Source organism: Jiangella alkaliphila, from assembly GCF_900105925.1.
Classification (GTDB): domain Bacteria; phylum Actinomycetota; class Actinomycetes; order Jiangellales; family Jiangellaceae; genus Jiangella; species Jiangella alkaliphila.
In genome coordinates this window covers 5,831,947-5,850,682 of sequence record NZ_LT629791.1, presented here as the reverse complement: position 1 = coordinate 5,850,682, position 18,736 = coordinate 5,831,947, and the positions used below count along the sequence as shown (strand labels likewise).

Annotated in this window: 22 protein-coding genes; 11 read left to right on the top strand and 11 right to left on the bottom strand. The window is 69.4% G+C overall.

The window, feature by feature from the left end:
• The first annotated feature begins 21 nt into the window (after positions 1 to 21).
• From BLV05_RS26915 to BLV05_RS26870, 10 genes are all read left to right on the top strand, one after another.
• Positions 22 to 261, top strand: a complete 240-nt coding sequence (locus tag BLV05_RS26915) for an RNA-binding protein (protein WP_046772394.1) — start codon at positions 22 to 24, stop codon at positions 259 to 261.
• 7 nt (positions 262 to 268) lie between these two features.
• A complete protein-coding gene (gene rimM, locus BLV05_RS26910) occupies positions 269 to 778 on the top strand; it encodes a ribosome maturation factor RimM (RefSeq protein WP_046772395.1) in 510 nt (169 codons plus the stop codon).
• Between the two features lie 8 nt (positions 779 to 786).
• Positions 787 to 1,569, top strand: coding sequence for a tRNA (guanosine(37)-N1)-methyltransferase TrmD (gene trmD / locus BLV05_RS26905; RefSeq protein ID WP_046772396.1), 783 nt, complete (start codon positions 787 to 789; stop codon positions 1,567 to 1,569).
• A gap of 126 nt (positions 1,570 to 1,695) precedes the next feature.
• Complete coding sequence (rplS, locus tag BLV05_RS36705; RefSeq protein WP_046772397.1) at positions 1,696 to 2,049, top strand: 50S ribosomal protein L19; 354 nt, start codon at positions 1,696 to 1,698, stop codon at positions 2,047 to 2,049.
• Between the two features lie 140 nt (positions 2,050 to 2,189).
• Positions 2,190 to 2,927 (top strand): signal peptidase I, encoded by a 738-nt coding sequence (gene lepB / locus BLV05_RS36700; protein ID WP_046772398.1) that lies wholly within the window; start codon positions 2,190 to 2,192, stop codon positions 2,925 to 2,927.
• Between the two features lie 5 nt (positions 2,928 to 2,932).
• The gene (locus BLV05_RS26890) at positions 2,933 to 3,622 is read left to right on the top strand and encodes a ribonuclease HII (protein WP_046772399.1); all 690 of its coding nucleotides are present in this window, start codon (positions 2,933 to 2,935) and stop codon (positions 3,620 to 3,622) included.
• The gene (locus tag BLV05_RS26885) at positions 3,619 to 3,927 is read left to right on the top strand and encodes a DUF2469 domain-containing protein (RefSeq protein ID WP_046772400.1); all 309 of its coding nucleotides are present in this window, start codon (positions 3,619 to 3,621) and stop codon (positions 3,925 to 3,927) included. Before BLV05_RS26890 ends, BLV05_RS26885 begins: the two co-directional genes overlap by 4 nt.
• 135 nt (positions 3,928 to 4,062) lie before the next feature.
• Entirely contained in the window at positions 4,063 to 4,419 is a 357-nt protein-coding gene (locus BLV05_RS26880; RefSeq protein WP_046772401.1) for a YraN family protein, read from the top strand.
• Complete coding sequence (locus BLV05_RS26875; protein ID WP_046772432.1) at positions 4,416 to 5,357, top strand: YifB family Mg chelatase-like AAA ATPase; 942 nt, start codon at positions 4,416 to 4,418, stop codon at positions 5,355 to 5,357. The genes BLV05_RS26880 and BLV05_RS26875 overlap by 4 nt, the downstream gene beginning before the upstream one ends.
• Positions 5,358 to 5,495: 138 nt before the next feature.
• Positions 5,496 to 7,037 carry a recombinase family protein gene (locus BLV05_RS26870; protein ID WP_197683338.1) on the top strand — a complete coding sequence of 514 codons (1,542 nt, stop codon included), beginning with the start codon at positions 5,496 to 5,498 and terminating at the stop codon, positions 7,035 to 7,037.
• A 330-nt stretch (positions 7,038 to 7,367) separates the two neighbouring features.
• On the opposite strand, the gene BLV05_RS26865 is transcribed toward BLV05_RS26870, so the two are convergent.
• The 5 genes from BLV05_RS26865 to BLV05_RS26845 all read right to left on the bottom strand — a co-directional run bounded on the left by BLV05_RS26865 (position 7,368) and on the right by BLV05_RS26845 (position 11,413).
• Positions 7,368 to 7,868, bottom strand: a complete 501-nt coding sequence (locus tag BLV05_RS26865; RefSeq protein WP_046772403.1) for a hypothetical protein — start codon at positions 7,866 to 7,868, stop codon at positions 7,368 to 7,370.
• Positions 7,869 to 7,886: 18 nt separating this feature from the next.
• Complete coding sequence (locus tag BLV05_RS26860) at positions 7,887 to 8,369, bottom strand: single-stranded DNA-binding protein (RefSeq protein WP_046772404.1); 483 nt, start codon at positions 8,367 to 8,369, stop codon at positions 7,887 to 7,889.
• Between the two features lie 48 nt (positions 8,370 to 8,417).
• Positions 8,418 to 10,211, bottom strand: a complete 1,794-nt coding sequence (locus BLV05_RS26855) for a type IV secretory system conjugative DNA transfer family protein (protein WP_046772405.1) — start codon at positions 10,209 to 10,211, stop codon at positions 8,418 to 8,420.
• Positions 10,192 to 10,746 carry a hypothetical protein gene (locus BLV05_RS26850; RefSeq protein WP_052763103.1) on the bottom strand — a complete coding sequence of 185 codons (555 nt, stop codon included), beginning with the start codon at positions 10,744 to 10,746 and terminating at the stop codon, positions 10,192 to 10,194. Before BLV05_RS26850 ends, BLV05_RS26855 begins: the two co-directional genes overlap by 20 nt.
• 190 nt (positions 10,747 to 10,936) lie before the next feature.
• Positions 10,937 to 11,413, bottom strand: coding sequence for a hypothetical protein (locus tag BLV05_RS26845; RefSeq protein WP_046772406.1), 477 nt, complete (start codon positions 11,411 to 11,413; stop codon positions 10,937 to 10,939).
• A 155-nt stretch (positions 11,414 to 11,568) separates the two neighbouring features.
• On the opposite strand from BLV05_RS26845, the gene BLV05_RS38275 reads away from it, so the two are divergent.
• Positions 11,569 to 11,982, top strand: coding sequence for a YkvA family protein (locus BLV05_RS38275; RefSeq protein ID WP_046772407.1), 414 nt, complete (start codon positions 11,569 to 11,571; stop codon positions 11,980 to 11,982).
• 222 nt (positions 11,983 to 12,204) lie between these two features.
• Here the strand turns inward: BLV05_RS38275 and BLV05_RS37190 are convergent, their stop codons facing one another.
• The 6 genes from BLV05_RS37190 to BLV05_RS36135 form a co-directional block, all read right to left on the bottom strand.
• Complete coding sequence (locus BLV05_RS37190) at positions 12,205 to 12,657, bottom strand: TSUP family transporter (RefSeq protein WP_231948878.1); 453 nt, start codon at positions 12,655 to 12,657, stop codon at positions 12,205 to 12,207.
• A gap of 462 nt (positions 12,658 to 13,119) precedes the next feature.
• The gene (locus BLV05_RS26830; RefSeq protein ID WP_046772434.1) at positions 13,120 to 14,652 is read right to left on the bottom strand and encodes a TraC family protein; all 1,533 of its coding nucleotides are present in this window, start codon (positions 14,650 to 14,652) and stop codon (positions 13,120 to 13,122) included.
• A gap of 8 nt (positions 14,653 to 14,660) precedes the next feature.
• Complete coding sequence (locus tag BLV05_RS26825; RefSeq protein WP_152691084.1) at positions 14,661 to 15,110, bottom strand: hypothetical protein; 450 nt, start codon at positions 15,108 to 15,110, stop codon at positions 14,661 to 14,663.
• Between the two features lie 253 nt (positions 15,111 to 15,363).
• Complete coding sequence (locus BLV05_RS26820; RefSeq protein ID WP_052763104.1) at positions 15,364 to 15,798, bottom strand: hypothetical protein; 435 nt, start codon at positions 15,796 to 15,798, stop codon at positions 15,364 to 15,366.
• Positions 15,795 to 16,604, bottom strand: a complete 810-nt coding sequence (locus BLV05_RS26815) for a DNA/RNA non-specific endonuclease (RefSeq protein ID WP_046772409.1) — start codon at positions 16,602 to 16,604, stop codon at positions 15,795 to 15,797. Before BLV05_RS26815 ends, BLV05_RS26820 begins: the two co-directional genes overlap by 4 nt.
• Positions 16,605 to 17,387: 783 nt before the next feature.
• Positions 17,388 to 18,668, bottom strand: coding sequence for a chymotrypsin family serine protease (locus BLV05_RS36135; RefSeq protein ID WP_157524325.1), 1,281 nt, complete (start codon positions 18,666 to 18,668; stop codon positions 17,388 to 17,390).
• Positions 18,669 to 18,736 lie beyond the last annotated feature (68 nt).

The window sequence follows — 18,736 nt, the reverse complement described above, 5'->3', positions numbered from 1 at the left end:
GGCGAGCACGGACGAGTCCTGATGCTGGCCGAGGCGCTGGAGCACCTGGTCGCCGGGGTGGTCGACCACCCCGACGAGGTCAGCGTGCGCACGCGTCAGCTCCGCCGCGGCCGGCTGCTCGAGGTCCGGGTGCACCCCGACGACCTCGGCAAGGTCATCGGCCGCGGCGGCCGCACGGCCACCTCGTTCCGCACGGTCGTCGCGGCGCTGTCGTCCGACGGCGGTGTCCGCATCGACTTCGTCGACGTCGACGGGCGCTGACGCCACGGTGATCGTCACCGTCGGGCGCATCGGGCGCGCGCACGGGGTCCGCGGCGAGGTCACGGTCGACGTGCGCACCGACACGCCCGACGAACGGTTCGCCGACGGCGCCGTGCTCGCCACCGAACCCGCCAGGCGGGGCCCGCTGAAAGTCCTCGGGTCCCGCTGGCACAGCGGCCGGCTGCTGGTCGCGTTCGACGGCGTCGCCGACCGCACCGCCGCCGAGGGGCTGCGCGGCATCGTGCTGGTGGCCGAGATCCCCGACGACGCCACGACCGGCGACCCCGACGAGTTCTTCGACCACCAGCTGGTCGGGCTGGCCGTCGTCGGGGTCGACGGCGATCCGCTCGGCGTCGTGCGCGAGATCATCCACGCGCCTAGCCAGGACCTGCTTTCCATCGAGCGCACGGCCGGCGGCGAGGCGCTGATCCCGTTCGTCACCGAGATCGTGCCTGAGGTCGACGTCGCCGGGTCGCGGGTGGTCGTCGACCCGCCGCCGGGACTGTTCGAGGACTGATCCTTCGTATGCGCATCGACGTCGTCACGATCTTCCCCGACTACCTCGCGCCCCTGGACCTGTCCCTGGTCGGGAAGGCGCGCGAGGCCGGCGTCCTCGACCTGCGTGTCCACGACCTGCGCGACTGGGCCGCCGACCGGCACCGCACCGTCGACGACACCCCGTACGGCGGCGGCGCCGGCATGGTGATGAAGCCCGACGTGTGGGGCGCGGCGCTCGACGACGTCATCGGCTCCGGCGCGTCCGGCAGCGTGCCGCGGCTGCTGCTGCCGACGCCGTCGGGCCGGCCGTTCACCCAGCACATCGCCCACGAGCTGGCCGCGGAGCCGTGGCTGGTGCTGGCCTGCGGGCGGTACGAGGGCATCGACGCGCGCCTCGTCGACGACGCCGCCACCCGGATGCCCGTCACCGAGCTGTCGCTGGGCGACTACGTGCTCAACGGCGGCGAGGTCGCCGCGCTCGTCGTCGTCGAGGCGGTCGCGAGGCTGCTGCCCGGCGTCGTCGGGAATCCGGAGTCGCTGGTCGAGGAGTCGCACGGCGCCGACGGCCTGCTCGAATACCCCGTCTACACCAAGCCGCCGACATGGCGCGGGCTGGACGTCCCAGAGGTGCTGCTCTCAGGCCACCACGGCAACGTCGCGCGGTGGCGGCGCGACCAGGCGCTGCGGCGCACCGCCGAGCGCCGTCCGGACCTCGTCGCCCAGCTCGATCCGGCGGCGCTGGACGCGCGTGACCGGGAGGTTCTCGACGAGGCCGGGTTTCCGGTTCCGCCGCCGTCTGTGGCAGACTGATCGGCTGGTGCCCGGCTCGCGACGCCCCTGCCACAGGGGGAGCGCCGACGCGAACGTCCGGTCACACCGACCCTGACAGCACCTGAATCCGCAGGCGACCTGTGGCGCCCGCGAGAGAGCGAACACATCATGCACCTGCTCGACTCCGTCGACTCCGCGCAGCTGCGCGACGACATCCCGGCCTTCCGCGCGGGCGACAACCTCAAGGTCCACGTCCGCGTCGTCGAGGGCAACCGGTCCCGCATCCAGGTCTTCCAGGGCGTCGTCATCCGCCGCCAGGGCTCGGGCATCCGCGAGACGTTCACCGTCCGCAAGGTCAGCTTCGGCGTCGGCGTCGAGCGCACCTTCCCGGTGCACACCCCGGTCATCGAGAAGATCGAGCTGGTCACCCGCGGCGACGTCCGCCGGGCGAAGCTCTACTACCTGCGCAACCTGCGTGGCAAGGCCGCCAAGATCCGCGAGAAGCGCGAGACTGCCTGACGCTCCCTCGAAGGGGAACCCGGTGGCACGGCACGGCACCGCTGCCGGGTAGCGTGCCCGAGGCACGTATTGTTGCTCAGGTGCCACCGGAAGCGTTCGACTCTTCGCCGGGCTCGCCCCGGAAACCCCAGGGAGATGCCGTGACCGAGGAGAACGTGCCTCGGGAAGGCGACGGGGGCCCGCGTCGCGGTGGCGACGGCACCGAGACGGCCAGCGGCGGCTCTCGGAACGGGCTGGCCGCCTTCTTCAAGGAGACCGCCATCGTGGTGGCGCTCTCCTTGCTGATCGCCACGATCGTGCGGATCTTCCTCGTCCAGGCGTTCCTCATCCCGTCCGGGTCGATGGAAGACACCCTGCTGGTCGGCGACCGCGTGCTGGTGTCGAAGATCAGCCTGCAGTTCGGTGACATCCACCGCGGCGACGTCGTCGTGTTCGAGGACCCCGACCGCTGGCTCGGCGACCAGGCCCCGTCCGGCGGCTCCGGCGTCGGCGGCGCCATCAAGGACGTCTTCGAGTTCGTCGGCGTGCTGCCCGACGACTCCGAGGAGCACCTGATCAAGCGGGTCATCGGCGTCGGCGGCGACACCGTGGCCTGCTGCGACGACTCCGGGCACATCACCGTCAACGGCACGTCCATCGACGAGACCGCCTACCTGTACCCCGGCGACTCGCCGTCGCTCAACGAGTTCGAGCGCACCGTCCCCGACGGCGAGCTGTTCGTCATGGGCGACCACCGCTCCAACTCCGGCGACTCCCGCATCCACGGGACGTTCTCCGAGGACCTGGTCGTGGGGCGCGCGTTCGCGATCGCCTGGCCGTTCGCCCGGTGGGCCGGCGTCGGCGACGACAACGCGTTCGACGACGTCCCCGAACCCTGAGCCCTATGCCCACACTCGCCCGACGACGCATCCCGGTCCGGCGTGACGCCGGACTGTACGCCTATGAGCGCACGCTGGCCCGGACCGGGTTCACGCCGGTCGCGGGGACCGACGAGGCCGGCCGGGGCGCCTGCGCAGGCCCGCTGGTCGTCGGGGCGGCCGTGCTGGCGCCGGGGAAGCGTGGTGAGGTGCCCGGGCTGGCCGACTCCAAGCTGCTCACGCCGGCCGCCCGCGAACGCGCCTACGACCAGGTCGTCGCTCGCGCCGCCGCCTGGTCCGTCATCATCGTCCCGCCCGACGAGGTCGACCGCGTCGGGCTGCACCGCAGCAACATCATCGCCATGCGCCGCGCCCTCGCCCGCCTCGAGCCCGCCCCGTCGTACGTGCTGACGGACGGCTTCCCGGTCACCGGGCTGGGCGTGCCGGGCCTCGCCATGTGGAAAGGCGACCAGGTCGCGGCCTGCATCGCCGCCGCGTCGGTCATCGCCAAGGTCACCCGCGACCGCATCATGTGTGAGCTGCACGAACAATGGCCCGACTACGGGTTCGACGCGCACAAGGGCTACGTGACGGACGAGCATCAGCAGGCGCTGTCGGCGCACGGGCCGAGCCCGGTTCACCGTCGGTCCTACGCCAACGTCGCGCGCGTGGTATCCCTTGGAGACGAAGGCTGGAAAGGGGAACCCGACCTATGAGTGCTGAGGATCTCGAGAAGTACGAGACCGAGATGGAGCTCTCGCTCTACCGCGAGTACCGCGACGTGGTCGGCCTGTTCTCGTACGTGGTGGAGACCGAGCGGCGGTTCTACCTCACGAACAACGTCGACTTCCAGGTGCGCGGCGAGGGCGGCGACGTCTACTTCGAGGTCACCATGAGCGACGCCTGGGTGTGGGACATGTACCGTCCGGCCCGCTTCGTCAAGAACGTCAAGGTCGTCACCTTCAAGGACGTCAACGTCGAGGAGCTGGCCAAGAGCGACCTGGAGATCCCCAAGACCTGACGCGTTCTGGCCGCTCCGGCCGCTCCGGCCGTTCGTCCACAGGCACCACCAATTCTGCCCGCTGTCCACATTCCGCGATTTCGCGGTCGAACCTCCCGCCCGATCCGGCAAGGCTCGTGGCGGGAGGTGAGGCCGATGCGACTCAAGGACAACGTCGGCATCTACGGCGAACAGGTCGCCGTCACGCATCTGGAGCACGCCGGGTTCGTCGTGCTCGAACGCAACTGGCGCTGCGACATCGGCGAGATCGACATCGTCGCGCTCGACGGCGCCACCGTCGTCGTGTGTGAGGTCAAGACGCGCAGCGGCCTGGGTTACGGATCTGGCCTCGAGGCCGTCACGCCGGAGAAGCTGGCCCGGCTGTACCGCCTCGCCCTGCGCTGGCGCGACGAGGCCGGCCGCGCGGGCGCCGAGCTCAGGGTCGACGTCATCGCGGTGCACCGGCGCCGCCACGGCGATCCGCAGATCGTCCACGTGCGAGGTGCGCAATGACCCGGCTGGCGCGCTGCCACAGCGTGGCGATCGTCGGCGTCCGTGGCACGGTCGTCGACATCGAGGTGCACATCGGCGGCATGCCCGGGTTCTCGCTGGTCGGGCTGCCGGACGCGTCGTTGTACGAGTCGCGCGACCGGGTGCGCGCCGCTGTCCTGTCCAGCCGCGAGTCGTGGCCGCTGCAGCGGATCACCGTGAGCCTGTCGCCCGCGGCGCTGCCCAAGCGCGGCAGCCACTTCGACCTCGGCGTCGCCGTTGCCATCCTGTCGGCGGCCGAGGAGGTGCCGCCGGCCGCCGTCGACGGCGTGCTGTTCCTCGGCGAGCTGGCGCTGGACGGACGGCTGCGGCCGGTCCGCGGCGTTCTGCCGGCCGTGCTGGCCGCCGACCGTGCGGGCCTGACGCGCGCCGTCGTCCCCGCGGCCAACGCCGCCGAGGCGCGGCTGATCCCCGGCATGCGGGTGTTCGGCGCGCGATCGCTACGCCAGGTGCTCGCCCACCTCCGCGGCACCGAGATCCCGGACGAGCCGCGCGACGAGCTCGACGAGACGTCCGATGCGCTCGCTCCTGCCGCCGACGAGACGCTCGACCTCGCCGACGTGGCCGGCCAGGACGTGCCGAGAAGGGCGGTCGAGATCGCCGCCGCCGGGCACCACCACCTGTTGCTCTCCGGCACACCGGGTTCCGGGAAGACCATGCTGGCCCGGCGGCTGCCGTCGTTGCTGCCCGACCTGTCGATCGACGAGTCGCTCGAGGTCACGTCGATCCACTCGATCGCCGGAGTGCTGCCGCCGGGCCGGCCGCTGATCGTCCGGCCGCCGTTCGTCGACCCGCACCACACCTCGTCACTCGTGTCGATCGTCGGCGGCGGGAGCCGGGTGCCGCATCCCGGTGCGGCCAGCCTGGCACACCGCGGCGTCCTCTTCCTGGACGAGTCGTGAGATCTGAAGTGCACCTCCTTGAGCAGAGGAGGTCATCGCATGTCGGTGTCCAGGGTTCCGGGCAGGAACGCTCGTCCTGGCCGTCCTTCGCGGCGAGTGTCGTATCCGGCGTTCGCTCACACGGGTCCGCGGGAGCCGTTGGAGGGCACTGAGCCGATCTACTTGTACCTGCGCCTATCGCGTTACCACCGGGACGGTGCCGACGCCATCGAGCGGCACCGCGTCGATCTGCTGCGGAAGCTCGCTGCGGAAGGCCGGTGGACCGTGATGGGCGAGTACATCGACAACGATTCAGCCAGCAAGTCTGCGGTGCGCAGTCGCAAGGGTTGGCGTCGTCTGAATGACGACATCCGGGCTGGAGTCGTGCGAGCAGTCGCCTTCTGGAAGCTGGATCGGACGAGCCGGATCGCGACGAAGTGCTTGGAGTGGATCGGCGAGTGTCAGTCGCGCGGCGTGTACCTGATCTCGCACCAGGACTCAGCCGACGAGCTGAACTCGGCCTCGGCGGGCGCGAAGCTCGTCACTGGGGTCAAGGCACTGCTTGCTGAGGTCGAGACAGACACCATGAGCGAGCGGCAGCTTGCGGCGAAGCAGCATCTCGCCGAGGCAGGGTTCTTTCACGGTGGGACCGTGCCGCTGGGATGGATGCGCGGGCCGCGCGTGACCGACCGCTTCGGGCGGACCGGGGTCCGGCTAGTGCCGCATCCCGTGGAGTTCCCAGCGCTGAAGGATGCGACGTCGATGGTCCTCGCAGGCAAGAGCATCGACCAGGTCGCAAGGCACTGGCGGGATCACTACGGCATCACGACCTCATCCGGCGCGCTCCTATATGAACCAACGATCTATCGCGCACTGATCTCGCCGCGAATGGTTGGGTACAGGATGCGCAAGGTACCCGAGCATCGCAGGGGAGTGAAGCTCGAACTACTGGACTATGTCGTTAGGGACAGGCACGGCAACCCGATCATCGCCCACGAGCCGGTATGCGATCTGGCGACATGGTTCAAAGTCCGTCAAGCCTTGAACCGGGCCAAGACCTCAGGTACCCGCCGGCCCTGGGGGTCACATCCGTGGCTCCTGACAGGTCTGTGCTTCTGCCTGTGTGGCGGGCGCCTCTACTGTCACCACAAGACCCATATCAATGCCGCAGGGGACAAGAGGCGCGACTACACCTACTGGTGCCTTGCGAACCGCAGGATGGGCCCCGGGACCTGCCCGACCGGGTGCTCCATCGGCGCGGCGAAGGCCGAAGCGTACGTACTCGGATGGTTCTTCGCTCAGCTCACCGATCCCGCGCTAGGCCGGGCGGTTGCGCGCCGTCGCGCCGCTGACGGCAATCGGGAGATCGAAGCAGTCCTCGCCCGCCTGGACGAGGCCAAGACCGAACGGAGCATGCTGATCGGCAAGCAGGGAACTCCGACATATCGCGGCTCAATGGTGACGGTGCTGCTCGGGCTGGTCAAAGATGTGCAGCGCCGTATTGATGAGCTGCAGCAGCGACTCGATGCGCTCACTACAGCGGAGCCACCGATCAACGATGGGGCCCGGGTCATAGCCGCATGGCCATCACTGGAGATCAGCGAGAAGCGCAACTACCTGCGCCGCGTCATCGACCGGATCGAGGTTCGTTCTGGTCGGGATTCGGTTGAAGATCGGATGTTGATCTTGCCGGCTCAGTAGTACGCGTCGTGCGCCGGCTCGCCTCGAGCATCATCGCAACGTCGTTGAGGAGCTCGGCGCCGAAGGGATGGGTGGCGCGCCGCGCAAGGCCGGCGTGCCACCCCGCCGCGAATGCGTCGTAGCCGTCAGAATCCACGATTGAGGCTACCGATGCAGCAGTTGGCGCGCCGGAGCCTTGAGGCTCCCCATCCAGGCCCGCAAGTGTAAACGGCAGTGTGGCTTCTCCAGGAGCGGTCGGACATGTTGCCGGCTCGTTCGCAGAGCCCTTGCGTCGACACCTTGTGGCGCGACTCGGGCCGTCACGCATGGAGTGAGACGTCATGTCACGATTCAGACATCGCGGCGGCGTCGGACGTCGGCGAGGACGAAGGCGATGAAGTCGCGGTCGCGGTGCGTGATCGGGATGTCTTCTGGTGGATCGGTGGGGTCTTCTCCGGGCCAGGTGGTGATGCGGGTGGGGCGGTCGCGGTCGAGGCGGGTGCCGGAGGCGGCGACCCAGTCGCGCAACCGGTGCCGCGCGGCATGGAAGTCGGCGAGCCAGCCGACGGGGGCCGACGCGTGCTGGGCGGGGTCGTAGGCGTTGAGCCAGTGTTGGTGCAGCGCGGACAGTTCCCAGACCAGCTCGGGGTGGCGGTGCCAGGCCGGCGGGATCACCTGCGCGGGCAATCCGAACTCGCGACGTAGCCAGTTCACCCACGCGTTGAGGGCGAGCCATTCGTGCTCCGCCTCATCCGCGCCGAGCCGGCGCCAGTCGACGACCCTGGCGCGGGCCGGCGAGGGCTCCTCCCAGGTGTCGTCCGGGTCGCCGGAGTCGCCGGTGTGGTCGTTCATGGCGGCTCATCCGCCTGCTCAGCGGCTCATCGTGTCGGGCTGCGGCGGAGGCGGCGGAGGCGCTGGAGGCGGCAGTTGCCGCTGCTGGGTGGCGGCGCCGGGCGCTGCGGTGGTGGGCGCCTGCTGGCCGGGGGTTTGCTGGGTGGTGGCGCGTTTGCGTTGCACGGTGTAGGTGGTGAGGTTGATGTCGTGGCCGATGCGTTTGGCGACGAACTGTTCGGTCTCCTGCTCCTCCCCGTCGACGACGCTGTCGTAGGTCTGGACGGAGCCTTGGGCGATGAAGTTGTCGCCCCTGCGGAGCATCTCGTGGGCGCGTTCTGCGGACTTCCCGAACATCACCAGGTCGTGGAACGTGGGCTCGAGATCCCGGTATCCGCCCTCGATGCGTTCGGCGTGGTTGATGCCGATCCGGACGTAGAGGCGGGACCTCCCGTTGGGGAAGGTGAGCTGGGGATCGGATGCGATGAACCCGTTGATGGACTGCATGGTCTTGATCGCCACGGTGGACCTCCCGGCGTACGAGCCGCCCCTTCTCGCGGGGCGGCGTCCTCATTGGGGAGGTAGACGGTTCGTTCCACCATCGCGCAGGGCGGCCTCGACGGCGGCCTGGTCGGCGGCCAGCCGCTGGCCGTCGCGGCGGGCGGTCCAGGCGCGCAGGTCGGTGATGATCGGTGGTGCGGTGCGCAGGATGGTGATGCCGGTGCCGAAGGGCAGCGTGCGCAGCTGGTCGGGCGGGAGGATGGGGACGCGGCGGATGGATTGCTGGTTGGAGCGGCCGCCGTGGGCGTCGATCGTGGTGGAGCCGGTGTATTCGTCGCGGTCGCCGATGAGCACGGCGAGGTCTTGGAGATCACGGCTGTTGGACGCGCCTCCGAGGATGAGTTTGACGATGGCGGCGTCCCAGATCGCGCCGGCGGCGTTGTCGCCCCATTTGGTGCGGGCCTGGGCCATGGATTGCAGCACGGGCAGGGTGGTGATCCCGGACCCGCCGCCTTCAGCCATCAGAACCGGCAGCGACGGGAGCGGGGCGAGGTTGCCGATCTCGTCGAGCGCGAGCAGCAGCGGCGGGTCGAGCCGGGCGCCGGGGGAGCGGGCGGCGAGACGCCGCGCGGTTTCGACTAGGTCCTCCACGAACGCCGCAACGAGAGCCGAGGAGGCCCCGGCCCCGGCACCGGTGGCGAGCAGGTAGACGGTGCCCCGCTGACTCAGGAACGTGGCGGGGTCGAAGTGCTCGCCTGGGCGGGGTGTGACGGCGTCGAGGACGCGCGGGTCGGCCAGCGCGGACAGGGCGAGGGAGACCCCTTGCCAGATGGAGTCGCGGGTACGGGGGTCGGCTGCGATCATGGCGTCGAGGGAGTCGGCCCAGCCGGTAGCGGCGCCCGAGTGGGCGTGCAGGACGGCGACCGCATCGGACGCGGCGCTGGGGTCGAGGGTCCAGCGGAACAGGTCGGCCGGTGACCTGTGGTCTAGCGCGGCGGCGTGGAGCAGCGCCTGGAGCGCGGTGCGGGTCTTGGCCTCCCAGAAGCCGCCGTTGTCGACTCCGCCGCCACCCAGGCCGGTGGCGGCGGCCAGCCCGGTGGCGCGGATCATCGCCGTCAGCGGGTCGTCGCAGCCCCGCACAGGCGACCAGCGCAGCCCCGCCGGGAGCCCGGGGGCAAGTTGTTGGGGGTCGAAGACCGCGACGGGGCCGAAGCGTTCGCGGGCGCGCAAGGTCACGGTGATGTTGTCCGGGCGGGTGGAGGTGGTCACGACCGCGCCGGGCGCGTCGAGGATGGCGTTGATGACCAGGTGCAGGCCCTTGCCGGAGCGTGGCGGCCCGATCAGCAGGATGGAGTCCTCGACGCTGGCCCACACCGGGCGGCCGTGGGCGCGGCCCAGCTGATACCCGAGATCCCCCGGGCGGGGCTGCTGGAGTGAGGGGCGCAGGGTGGCGCCGCGGCGGGTCAGCGCTTCGGCCGAGGCGTGCCGGGCGACCTCGGCCCGGGTCGCGGTCCCAGCCAGTCGCCGCGGATCGGCCCGCGCGCGCTGGTGCTGGTTGGTGGTCCAGCGGCGCAGCCACCACGCCGCGACGGCGAGGCCGGTCAGCACGGCCCCGGTGAGGGCCCAGTAGACGACCGGGTTGAGGCCGGGTGTGCCTAGCGCGCGGCCCGGGTCGGCGGGGTCGGTGAGCACCCCGACGACGTCGCCGGGTCCGGCGGTCGGCTGCGGGGCGCCGGTGAGGAGGGCGGTGAGGTTGCCGGTGGCGCGCAGCACCAGCACGATGACCGCGAGCCCGGCCAGGACGGCCAGGGCGAGGTTGGTCAGCGTGTCGGTGCCGGCGCGGTCACCGCGCGGCGGGGTCACCGGTCTCGCCGGGCTCGCTGGGTTCGCTGCGGGTGGCGGTGGTGACGGTGCCGGAGATCCGCCCGATCAGGACGACCTCACCGGCGGGTTGGGTGGTGTGGGCGAGGCTGAGCCAGGCCCGCACGGTCCCGGTAGGGCCGGCGCTGGTGGTGAGCACCGCGACGGCGACGGTGACCTGTTCCACGGGGATGAACCCGGACCCGGTCACGATGCCGCGGAACCCGCCCGCCTCCGTCGCCGACGTGCCGCTCGAGGCAACAGGTCGGCGGGGTGGGGTGAGGATGTCGGTGAACGTCGATCCGTCGCTCTCGCGGACGTCCACCCGCAGCGGCTGGTCCCGCTGACTGGTGAGGGTGTCGAGGATCGAGGCGAGGTCGTCGCGCCGCCACCCCTGCCGCGTGGGCGGCGGCACGGGCTGTCCGTCGACGACGACCTCCAGCGTGCCGGTCTCGTCGTCGGTGACAGTGACGACCACGTGCGGCAGGACCGGCGGCGTGGCTCGGCCTGGCTCGTCGTCGCGCGGCGGGCCGGTCATGCGGCATCACGAGCCGTCACCGCTCGGACGGTGCTGGCCGACGGACTGGGCTTCCTGGGCTGCTCCACCTCTGCCAGGTGGTCCGCACGCCCCAACAGCCGGGGAACGCTGGCCGGGGCGGCCCGCATCCGCGCCGGGAGGCGCCCCGCAGTCGCGCGCTGTGCCCGACCCGGGCGCGGAGCGGTGCGGACTACAGGCCGATGCCCGGCGGGGGAGTCTGGGCTTCCGGGCCGCAATGGCGGCCCGGCCGGAGGGCCTGGCGCGGCGGGCCGACCGCCAGCTGGATCGCTCGAGCGGCGTGGGCGGCGTTCCATTCCGTCAGCGCTGCGGCGAGTGCCGCATGCAGGGTCGCGACGGCCAGCTCGGCGCTTTGGATGGGCACGGCGAGCCGGTGCGCCACGTCGTTGACGGTCAGGGCGCGGTGCGCGGGACCGGTGACCGTGAATCCATCCTCGTCGACGGCGAACCGCACGAACGTCGGGACCCGGGCTGGGGGCGGGAAGGCGTAGATCGAGACCATGTCCATCCGGCGGTCCGGTCTCCATCCCCAGAACCGGAACTGGTCCCATTCCACCCGGTCGGGCTCGAACTCGGCGAGCGTTTCGACCTTATCCAGCGCGCGCACGATCGGGAGGTCCCAGGTCCGCACCGAAGGGTCGTCGCTCATGGTGCACCTGCGTCGTGGCTTGTCCCAAGTCTCGCGAGTTCGTTTGGCCATGTCTCTGCTGGGCTGCTCATGAGATGCAGGTGGGGAGACGTCACCGCGGCCTGGTCGGATGGCCGAGACGCTGCCTCCGACGTCGCGCAGGAGACAATGAGTTGGTGAGCTGGTCCTGGTGGTCGCTGGCGTTGGGAGTCGTTGGCGGGCTGCTCTTGTTGTGGCTCCTCCTCCTGGCCGCCCTGTGGCGGAGCCGGCCCGATGAGCTCGGGGCTCGGGACGCGCTGCGGCTGTTGCCGGACCTGATCCGGCTGCTGCGGCGTCTGGCCGGTGACTCCACGCTCCCGCGGGGAGTCCGGGTGCGGTTATGGCTGCTGCTGGGCTACCTGCTGATGCCGATCGACCTCGTTCCCGACTTCATTCCGGTGATCGGCTATGCCGACGACGCGGTGGTCGTTGCGATCGCCCTGCGCTCGGTGACTCGTCGCGCTGGCCCGGAGGCGTTAGATCGGCACTGGCCGGGCACACCTGACGGTCTTCAGGCGCTTCGTCGCCTTGCCGGAATCGCCGGTACGTGACCACCCCCCCACCCAGACCGGCGCGCACAGATTCCTGACCGGATTTCAGGAATCCTGAAAGAATCGCGGCATTGTCTTGCGACCTGTTCGGGCTCAGCATCGAGACCCCGATCCGTTACTCGCAGACCTTCCAGCCCAGCCCAGGTGAAACGGCCCACAGCCGCGACGACTCCGACGGCGAACAGTGAAGCCGGCCGACGAACCTTCCGGCTGCCGCGCCGATCAGCTGAAGACCTGCACCGCATACGCCGCAGCGATGCCCACCGCGGCAACGCCCAGGGCCTGCCGGAGGATCCCTTCAGGGATACGTGGTTGAAGGGCGGCACCGAGATAGCCGCCGGCCAAGCCACCGGCCCCGCACGCGAGCCCGATGCCCCACGCAGGAGCCACCGCGCCAGAGGCCACCAGCGACAACGCTACGAACCCCAGCGCCCCGATCACTGAGGTGACCCACGTACAGGCCAGCGCCGAAGGCGCCACCACCGCGACCGAGAGCCCGCCCGCGACCAGAAGCGGCGAGAGGATCGAGCCTCCACCGATTCCGTAGACGCCGCCCACGCACCCAACGACGAACGCCGCCAGACTCTGATGGCCCGCGACCCAGCGCGCAACGGGTCCCGGTGCAGCCCGGGATCGTGGCCTGAGCAGCGCATATCCAGTCGGCGCCAACAGCACGATCGCCAAGGCACGCGCCACTTCATCACCAAGGGCAGCGAAGACCCGGAAGGTCGCCCCAACAGCACGCCAGGCACGGTGCCCAACAGGAGCCGGCCGGTCAGACCCGCGTCAATACCCCTGGTACCCCGATATCGAAGCAGCGCCCCCGGCGCGGAGACCACGTTGAACAGCAGGTTCGTCGGCGTCACCCGCGGGCTGGGCACCTGCAGGATCTGCATCTGCACTGGCAACAAGAACGCCGCACCCGAGATCCCGACCGGAGTCGTCAGCGCCACCACAAGCAGCCCGCTCACGAAGCCCACCACGACGTCCTGCACGCAGAACAACCTAGTCAGCGCAACACCCGCCACTGCGCGCGTCTCAGCCGCGAGCCAACGCCTCGAACACCCCCATGGCCCCGCACCGATGCGCTGACGTGAGATCATCTAACCCCCGTGCCCTGCACCACACAAACGCTCGTCAGTGCCGTGAGTTCACCGTCGAATCGCCTTCAGAATTCCTGAACTCACGGGTAACGACGCCCATCCGTGCCCGTGTGTCGAACGCCTGCAGCTCGGCGGGGTGCAGTTGGTGCTGCACGACGAAGGACCTGTCGGCGATGCGCCACAGTCCTTGCCCGGTGCCCAGGGTGGGGAGTAGGTGTTGTTCTGTGCGGGTCAGCCCGAGCGTGTGGGCGGTGGCGCCGAGCTGGTCGGTTTCCTGCCGGTAGATGACGCGGGTCTCAGCGTTGGCGAGCAGCGACGACGCGAGCGCCCGGGCCGCGCTGCCGGCGTCGCCCACGGTGTCCAGATCACTGAGCTTGTGGAAGATCAGCATGTTGGCGATGCCGTAGTGGCGGGCGAGCCGCCAGTGCGCGTCCATCCGCCGCAGCAGCGCCGGGTGCGCCATCAGCCGCCACGCCTCGTCGTAGATCACCCAGCGTTGCCCGCCGGCTGGGTCCAGCAGCGCGGACTCCATCCACGCCGACGCGCACGTCATCAGCACCGACACCAGCGCAGCGTTCTCGGCCACCCGGGACAGGTCCAGGCTCACCATCGGCAGCGACGGATCGAACGCCACCGTGGACGGGCCGTCGAACAAGCCGGCCAGGTCGCCGGCGACCAGGCGGCGCAACGCGTGCCCGACGTGGCGGCCGTCGTCGGCGAGGCGGGCATCGGCCTCCGGGTCGGGGGTCAGGATCCGGTCGACCACCATCGGGAGCACCGGCACCTGCGACCCGGCGACCGCGGCGGTGAGGGCGGCGTCGATGGCGGTGTGCTCGACCGGCGTCAGCGCCCGCGCGAGCACGGTCTCGGCCAGCGCGCCGACCAGATCCCGGCGCCTAGCCGTCACCTGCGCGACCCAGTCGACGTCGGCGATCCCGGATGGGCGGTAGCCCTCATCGAGCGGGTTCAGCCGCGCGGACAGGCCATGCCCCAGCACGATCGCGCGGCCACCGACCAGCTGCGCCACCGAAGTGTGCTCACCCTTCGGGTCGCCGGGCACGTAGACCCGACGCCCGAACGCGATCGACCGCGCATACAGCGACTTCGCCAGCGACGACTTCCCCGACCCGACGATCCCCGCCACAACCACGTTCGGCGCCGTCAGCACCCCACGCGCGTAGAGGACCCACGGGTCATACACGAACGAGCCGCCGCTGTGGAGGTCCTGCCCGACGAACACTCCGGCCGCGCCGAGACCGCCTTCGGCCAGGAACGGGTACGCGCCGGCCAGCGTCGCCGACGTGTCCTGGTGACGCGGCAACCGCAACCGGCCTGGCGTCCGCAACGCCGCCGCCCCCGGCTCACCCGAGCGGGGCAGCACCCGCACCGCCGCCTCTGCCCGCAGTGCCTCAGCCCGGGCACGCTCGGCGTCGCGGCGCTCCCGCGCGGCTTGCGCGGTCCGCTGGGCCGCGGCCCGGCGCCGCGCCGCCCGGACCCGCCGCGGCTGCCCGTGCGGGTCCACCAGCACCGCCGTATGCACCCGGCCCTCACCGCTGGGACCGTCCACCGGGCGGTTCACAGGCCCAGCCCGCCACGATCGGCCGACGGCGCGCCGGGACGGCTCGGTGACGGCCGGGACGATGGCGGGGGCGACGGCGGCGGGACCGGGAACTGCCACGCTGTTCGGCCCGGTGGAGGCGATGTCACGTGGTCGGTGTGTCCGTCCAGGTTCCACGCCTCGGTCAACAGCTCCGCGGCCCGGCGCATATTGCGTGACGCCTTGTTCAGCCGGCTGCCGATCTTGTTGGACTCCTTCGCCCCCGCGGCCGCGTCACCGCCCACCAGCGTGTCCGTCCCCGCATACCCCCGATACGCCTCCGCCATCTGCTCCAAGGTCGTCTGCAACGCGCTCGCCGCCCAGTGCAGTGACTCCAATGTCTGGTAGGCCTCGATGCGGTTCGGCGGGTGTCTTGTCGCATACGCCAAGCCCCGCAACGCCTCACGCGCCTCGAGCGCATCCCTCACCGGATCCTCAAAAGTCGCCATCACCCAGCACCCCTCGACATCGCTCGGACAGTCGAGGAACAGGTGCGCCGAGTGCCCCAGTCGATGCAGGTTTGTTCGCGTCAGGCCGTCAGGTGTGGGTGAGCAGGCTCGTTGACGATGTGGGCTCCTCAGCCGCACACGGCACCGGCGGACACCGTGTCAACGGAGCACGGAGCGGCGGTGAGGATGGTGGGCAGGCCCGTCCGGGCTCGCCCACAGCCGGTTCTCTTCGTTAACTGGCTGGATGCCAGGCCGGGAGCCGGTCGGCCGGCCGCGGGTACATCTCGTGGTCCCGGAGGAGGTCCTCGGGGTCGGCGTCGGCCTCGCTGTCCGGTTCATCGTCGTCGATCAGCCCGCCGAACGGGCAGGTGTCGTAGTCGAATGTGGTCGTGACGTCGACGCCGACGACGGTGAAGTCGGCCAGGTACCAGCCCCCCCTGCCCGGGTCATACATCTCGCGGCGCAGCTCGCCGACCGTGGCGCCGAGACCGCTCTCCGGCCGGACCTTCTTGGTCGTGCTGCCGTCGCCCAGCGTGACGGTCAGGCCGATCTCGACCTCGTCGGCGAGCGCCTCGGCGTGCACGACGATGCGCTGCCAGCCATCGGGGGCGGATCGCCGTGCGGCGTCGGCGATGTCGCGCAGTCGGTCGTCGATGGTGAGACTCATTCGCCGGACTCCTGTCGCTGTGCTGGTGTGTTCATGATCGTCAGTGTCTTGATCTCGTCGTCGATCTCGTGCTCGATCTCGAAGTATGCGGGCCGTGTCCCGTCGTCGGTGTAGGTGACCATGACCGTCACGTCGACCGCCTTGTGCGCGCGGACAGCGCGCTCCCATCTGCGTTCCAGCCTCCGGTAGGCGCCCCGGTTGACCTCGTAGGCCTCCATCGGGACGAGGTTGGGCTCGTACCCGATGCCCCCGAACACCCGGCCGATCAGATGGCCCGCATCATCGCCGTCGACCTTGCCGCGCAGGAGCGTCTGAGATCGCTTGTTCCGCTTCGCCGATGGACGTTCATCGAGCGCGGCACGCGCGGTGATGATCCGACCGTAGACGCCGGTGGTGTACTCAGCATGCTCATCGACGACGATGTGCCGGTCCGCGGGCGGGTCGCGCAGGATCGGCCGGTCCGAGCGTGCACTGCTCGAGATGTGAAGAGCCGGCCGGAGCAGCGCGGTGAGTTCACTCGCGGCCGTGCCCGCAGCCGCGCCGGCCGCGTCGCCCAGGGACTGAACGTCCCTAAGCATCCCCGCGAAGAGCTCGTCCAGCTTGCCAGCCAGGGCACGATCATGCAGCTGCTCGACCGGCCGCCGCACCTGATCGGCATGTCCGCGCACCGCCTGGGCGAGCTCGTCGACCTCGGCCGGGATGCCTTCCGCGCGCAACTCGGTCAGCCGCTCGGCGCCGTCCCTGATCGGCCGCTCGTCCACGGTGACCCCTCCGCCCTTGCACTGCCAGACCAGCGTCTCACGCATCGAGCCTGCGCGGGCCCCTCATCGTCGGCTCCCGGCCCGCCGCGGCCATGATCGCGCCCGGGCACACATACCGAGCCGACGACATGCAAGCCATTGGTCGATGCCGGCGTCACGTCACGGTTCTTGGCAGCCCAACACTCATAGATTCCCGCGATGGACAAAAACGAGTACTCTAAAGGTGCCTGTGCGTCGCTCGATCACTGTCGGTTCGAACGGCGGGTCGCTGTGACGGCTACGATCATGCAGACCTGGCCTGCATCCAGGAGGCGCCCATGCCAATCCAAGCTAAGCGATCCGCGCGACGCACAGCTGTCGCCACAACAGTCCTTACTGCTCTGGTCGCTCTCGTCGCGATCATCGTCGCTAGCCGCCTCGGCGACTCGAACTCCGAGTCCGACATCCGTACCACCACCGATGCCGAGCCTTTGCAGCTCATGACCCAGGACCCGGGGGCACCCCAGGCACACGATGGTGCCCGACTCTGGGGCAGCCTCGTGGTAACCGCAGATGGCTGTCTAGCCCTAGACGAGGGCAGTGGGCTTAGTGCGGGCCAGGTCGTCGCGGTAACTTGGCCGCACGGCTGGTCGGCCAGCCACGGAGAGGATGGCCTCGCAGTCTTGCGCGATTCAGACGGTGACGTCGTCGCGGTTGAGGGCGACACTATTGGTTTGGGCGGCGGCTCGGATGCCGATCCACCGGATCATATGTGCGCCCTGAGCAATACGTTCGCTGCAGTCGAAGGCGACACGCTGGTTCGTTAGCGGCATCGCCAAAAGGTCGACGCTAGTTGATCAGAATCGTCGCCTCAAGTTCCGCTGAAATGTTGATCACTGTCGAATAGAACGTCGCGCAGTCACCGCCAGGAAAGCCGAATCCCTTGATCTGCCCGTAAGCGACGACATTGCCTGATCCAGAGAGCGTGCTCAGTATGGGGCCGCCGGAATCGCCACCTATTATCGTGCGGTCCATCCGGACGCAGGTGAGTCGGAAAACGGTACCACTTTCCGTTGTGATTGTCTGATTCCGCAGCGCGATCTCACCGCATCTGCGGAGGGTCGTCGCTCCACTTGCGCACACAGTCGCGCCTATGTTGTCGTCGGGCTCTGGATCGACGGCCACCACCTCGCGAAGAAGGGTTCCTCCGCTGAGCGCGGTGACCCAGACGCTGTTGTCGGCTATGCCCCACCGAAGCAGAATGAGCAGCGCATCAGCGGTCGAGTTGTGCAGGGAGCGATGATTGACGTACCCGATGCGCTGATCAGAAGTGGACTGGTACACGCTGGTTCCTGTACCCCAGCAGTGGCCCGCCGACCCGGCATGGACCACGCCCGTGTCCCAGCGTCGCCAAGCGTATCCTTCGCTGCAGTGATGACGCGAAGTGCCAGCATTAGCTGGGATATGAGTCAGGGCATTTCCGGCGGTCCAGGGTGACGTGTCGACGAATCGAGTTGCGTCGGTCGGGCGCTCTGTAATCTCAACACGAACCGGCACATTGACCATCAGTGAGGCCGATTCGATGATGGCATCCGGAACATCCGTAAGTGCCCAGATGATAGCCTCGCCATTTACTGGATCTGGCCCAGCTCCGATGATCTGATCAACTGAACCTCTCGCCCACGAATCCTTCTCGGCGAACAGCGTATCCGCTGCGGCGAGCAACTCGTCCGACGTGTGTTGTGCTTCCGCAATTTCGATTGTCACGCCTAGGCCATTGAAGTGATCCAGAACTGCAGACTGGAATTCTGCAAATTCATCCTCGGTTGTCTCCGGAGATCGCTTCACTCCGACAACCTGAGTCGCCTCGTCGCTCTTCCATTGGGTGTAGGCGATCTGAATGCCGCTTGATCGGAACCGGGAACTGATGGACTGTTCGAGGGATCCTGATGCCTGGCGTCTTGCCCATTCCTCGTCCGAGATGGTCATCTCCGGGTCCGCCAGGATTTCGGCGAGGACCGCCTCGTCTTCATTCGACTGCACGTCACTCTCGGATGATGGCGCCGGTGTAACGATGCCGATCAGAAGCGTGGCGCCGCCGAGCGCAAGCAGAAATACAGCACGTTGCATGTCGCCCCCCATGCAATTTAGGTTGAATCAACCTACGCGAGATGTGCCGTGATTGCAATGGGTGTCTC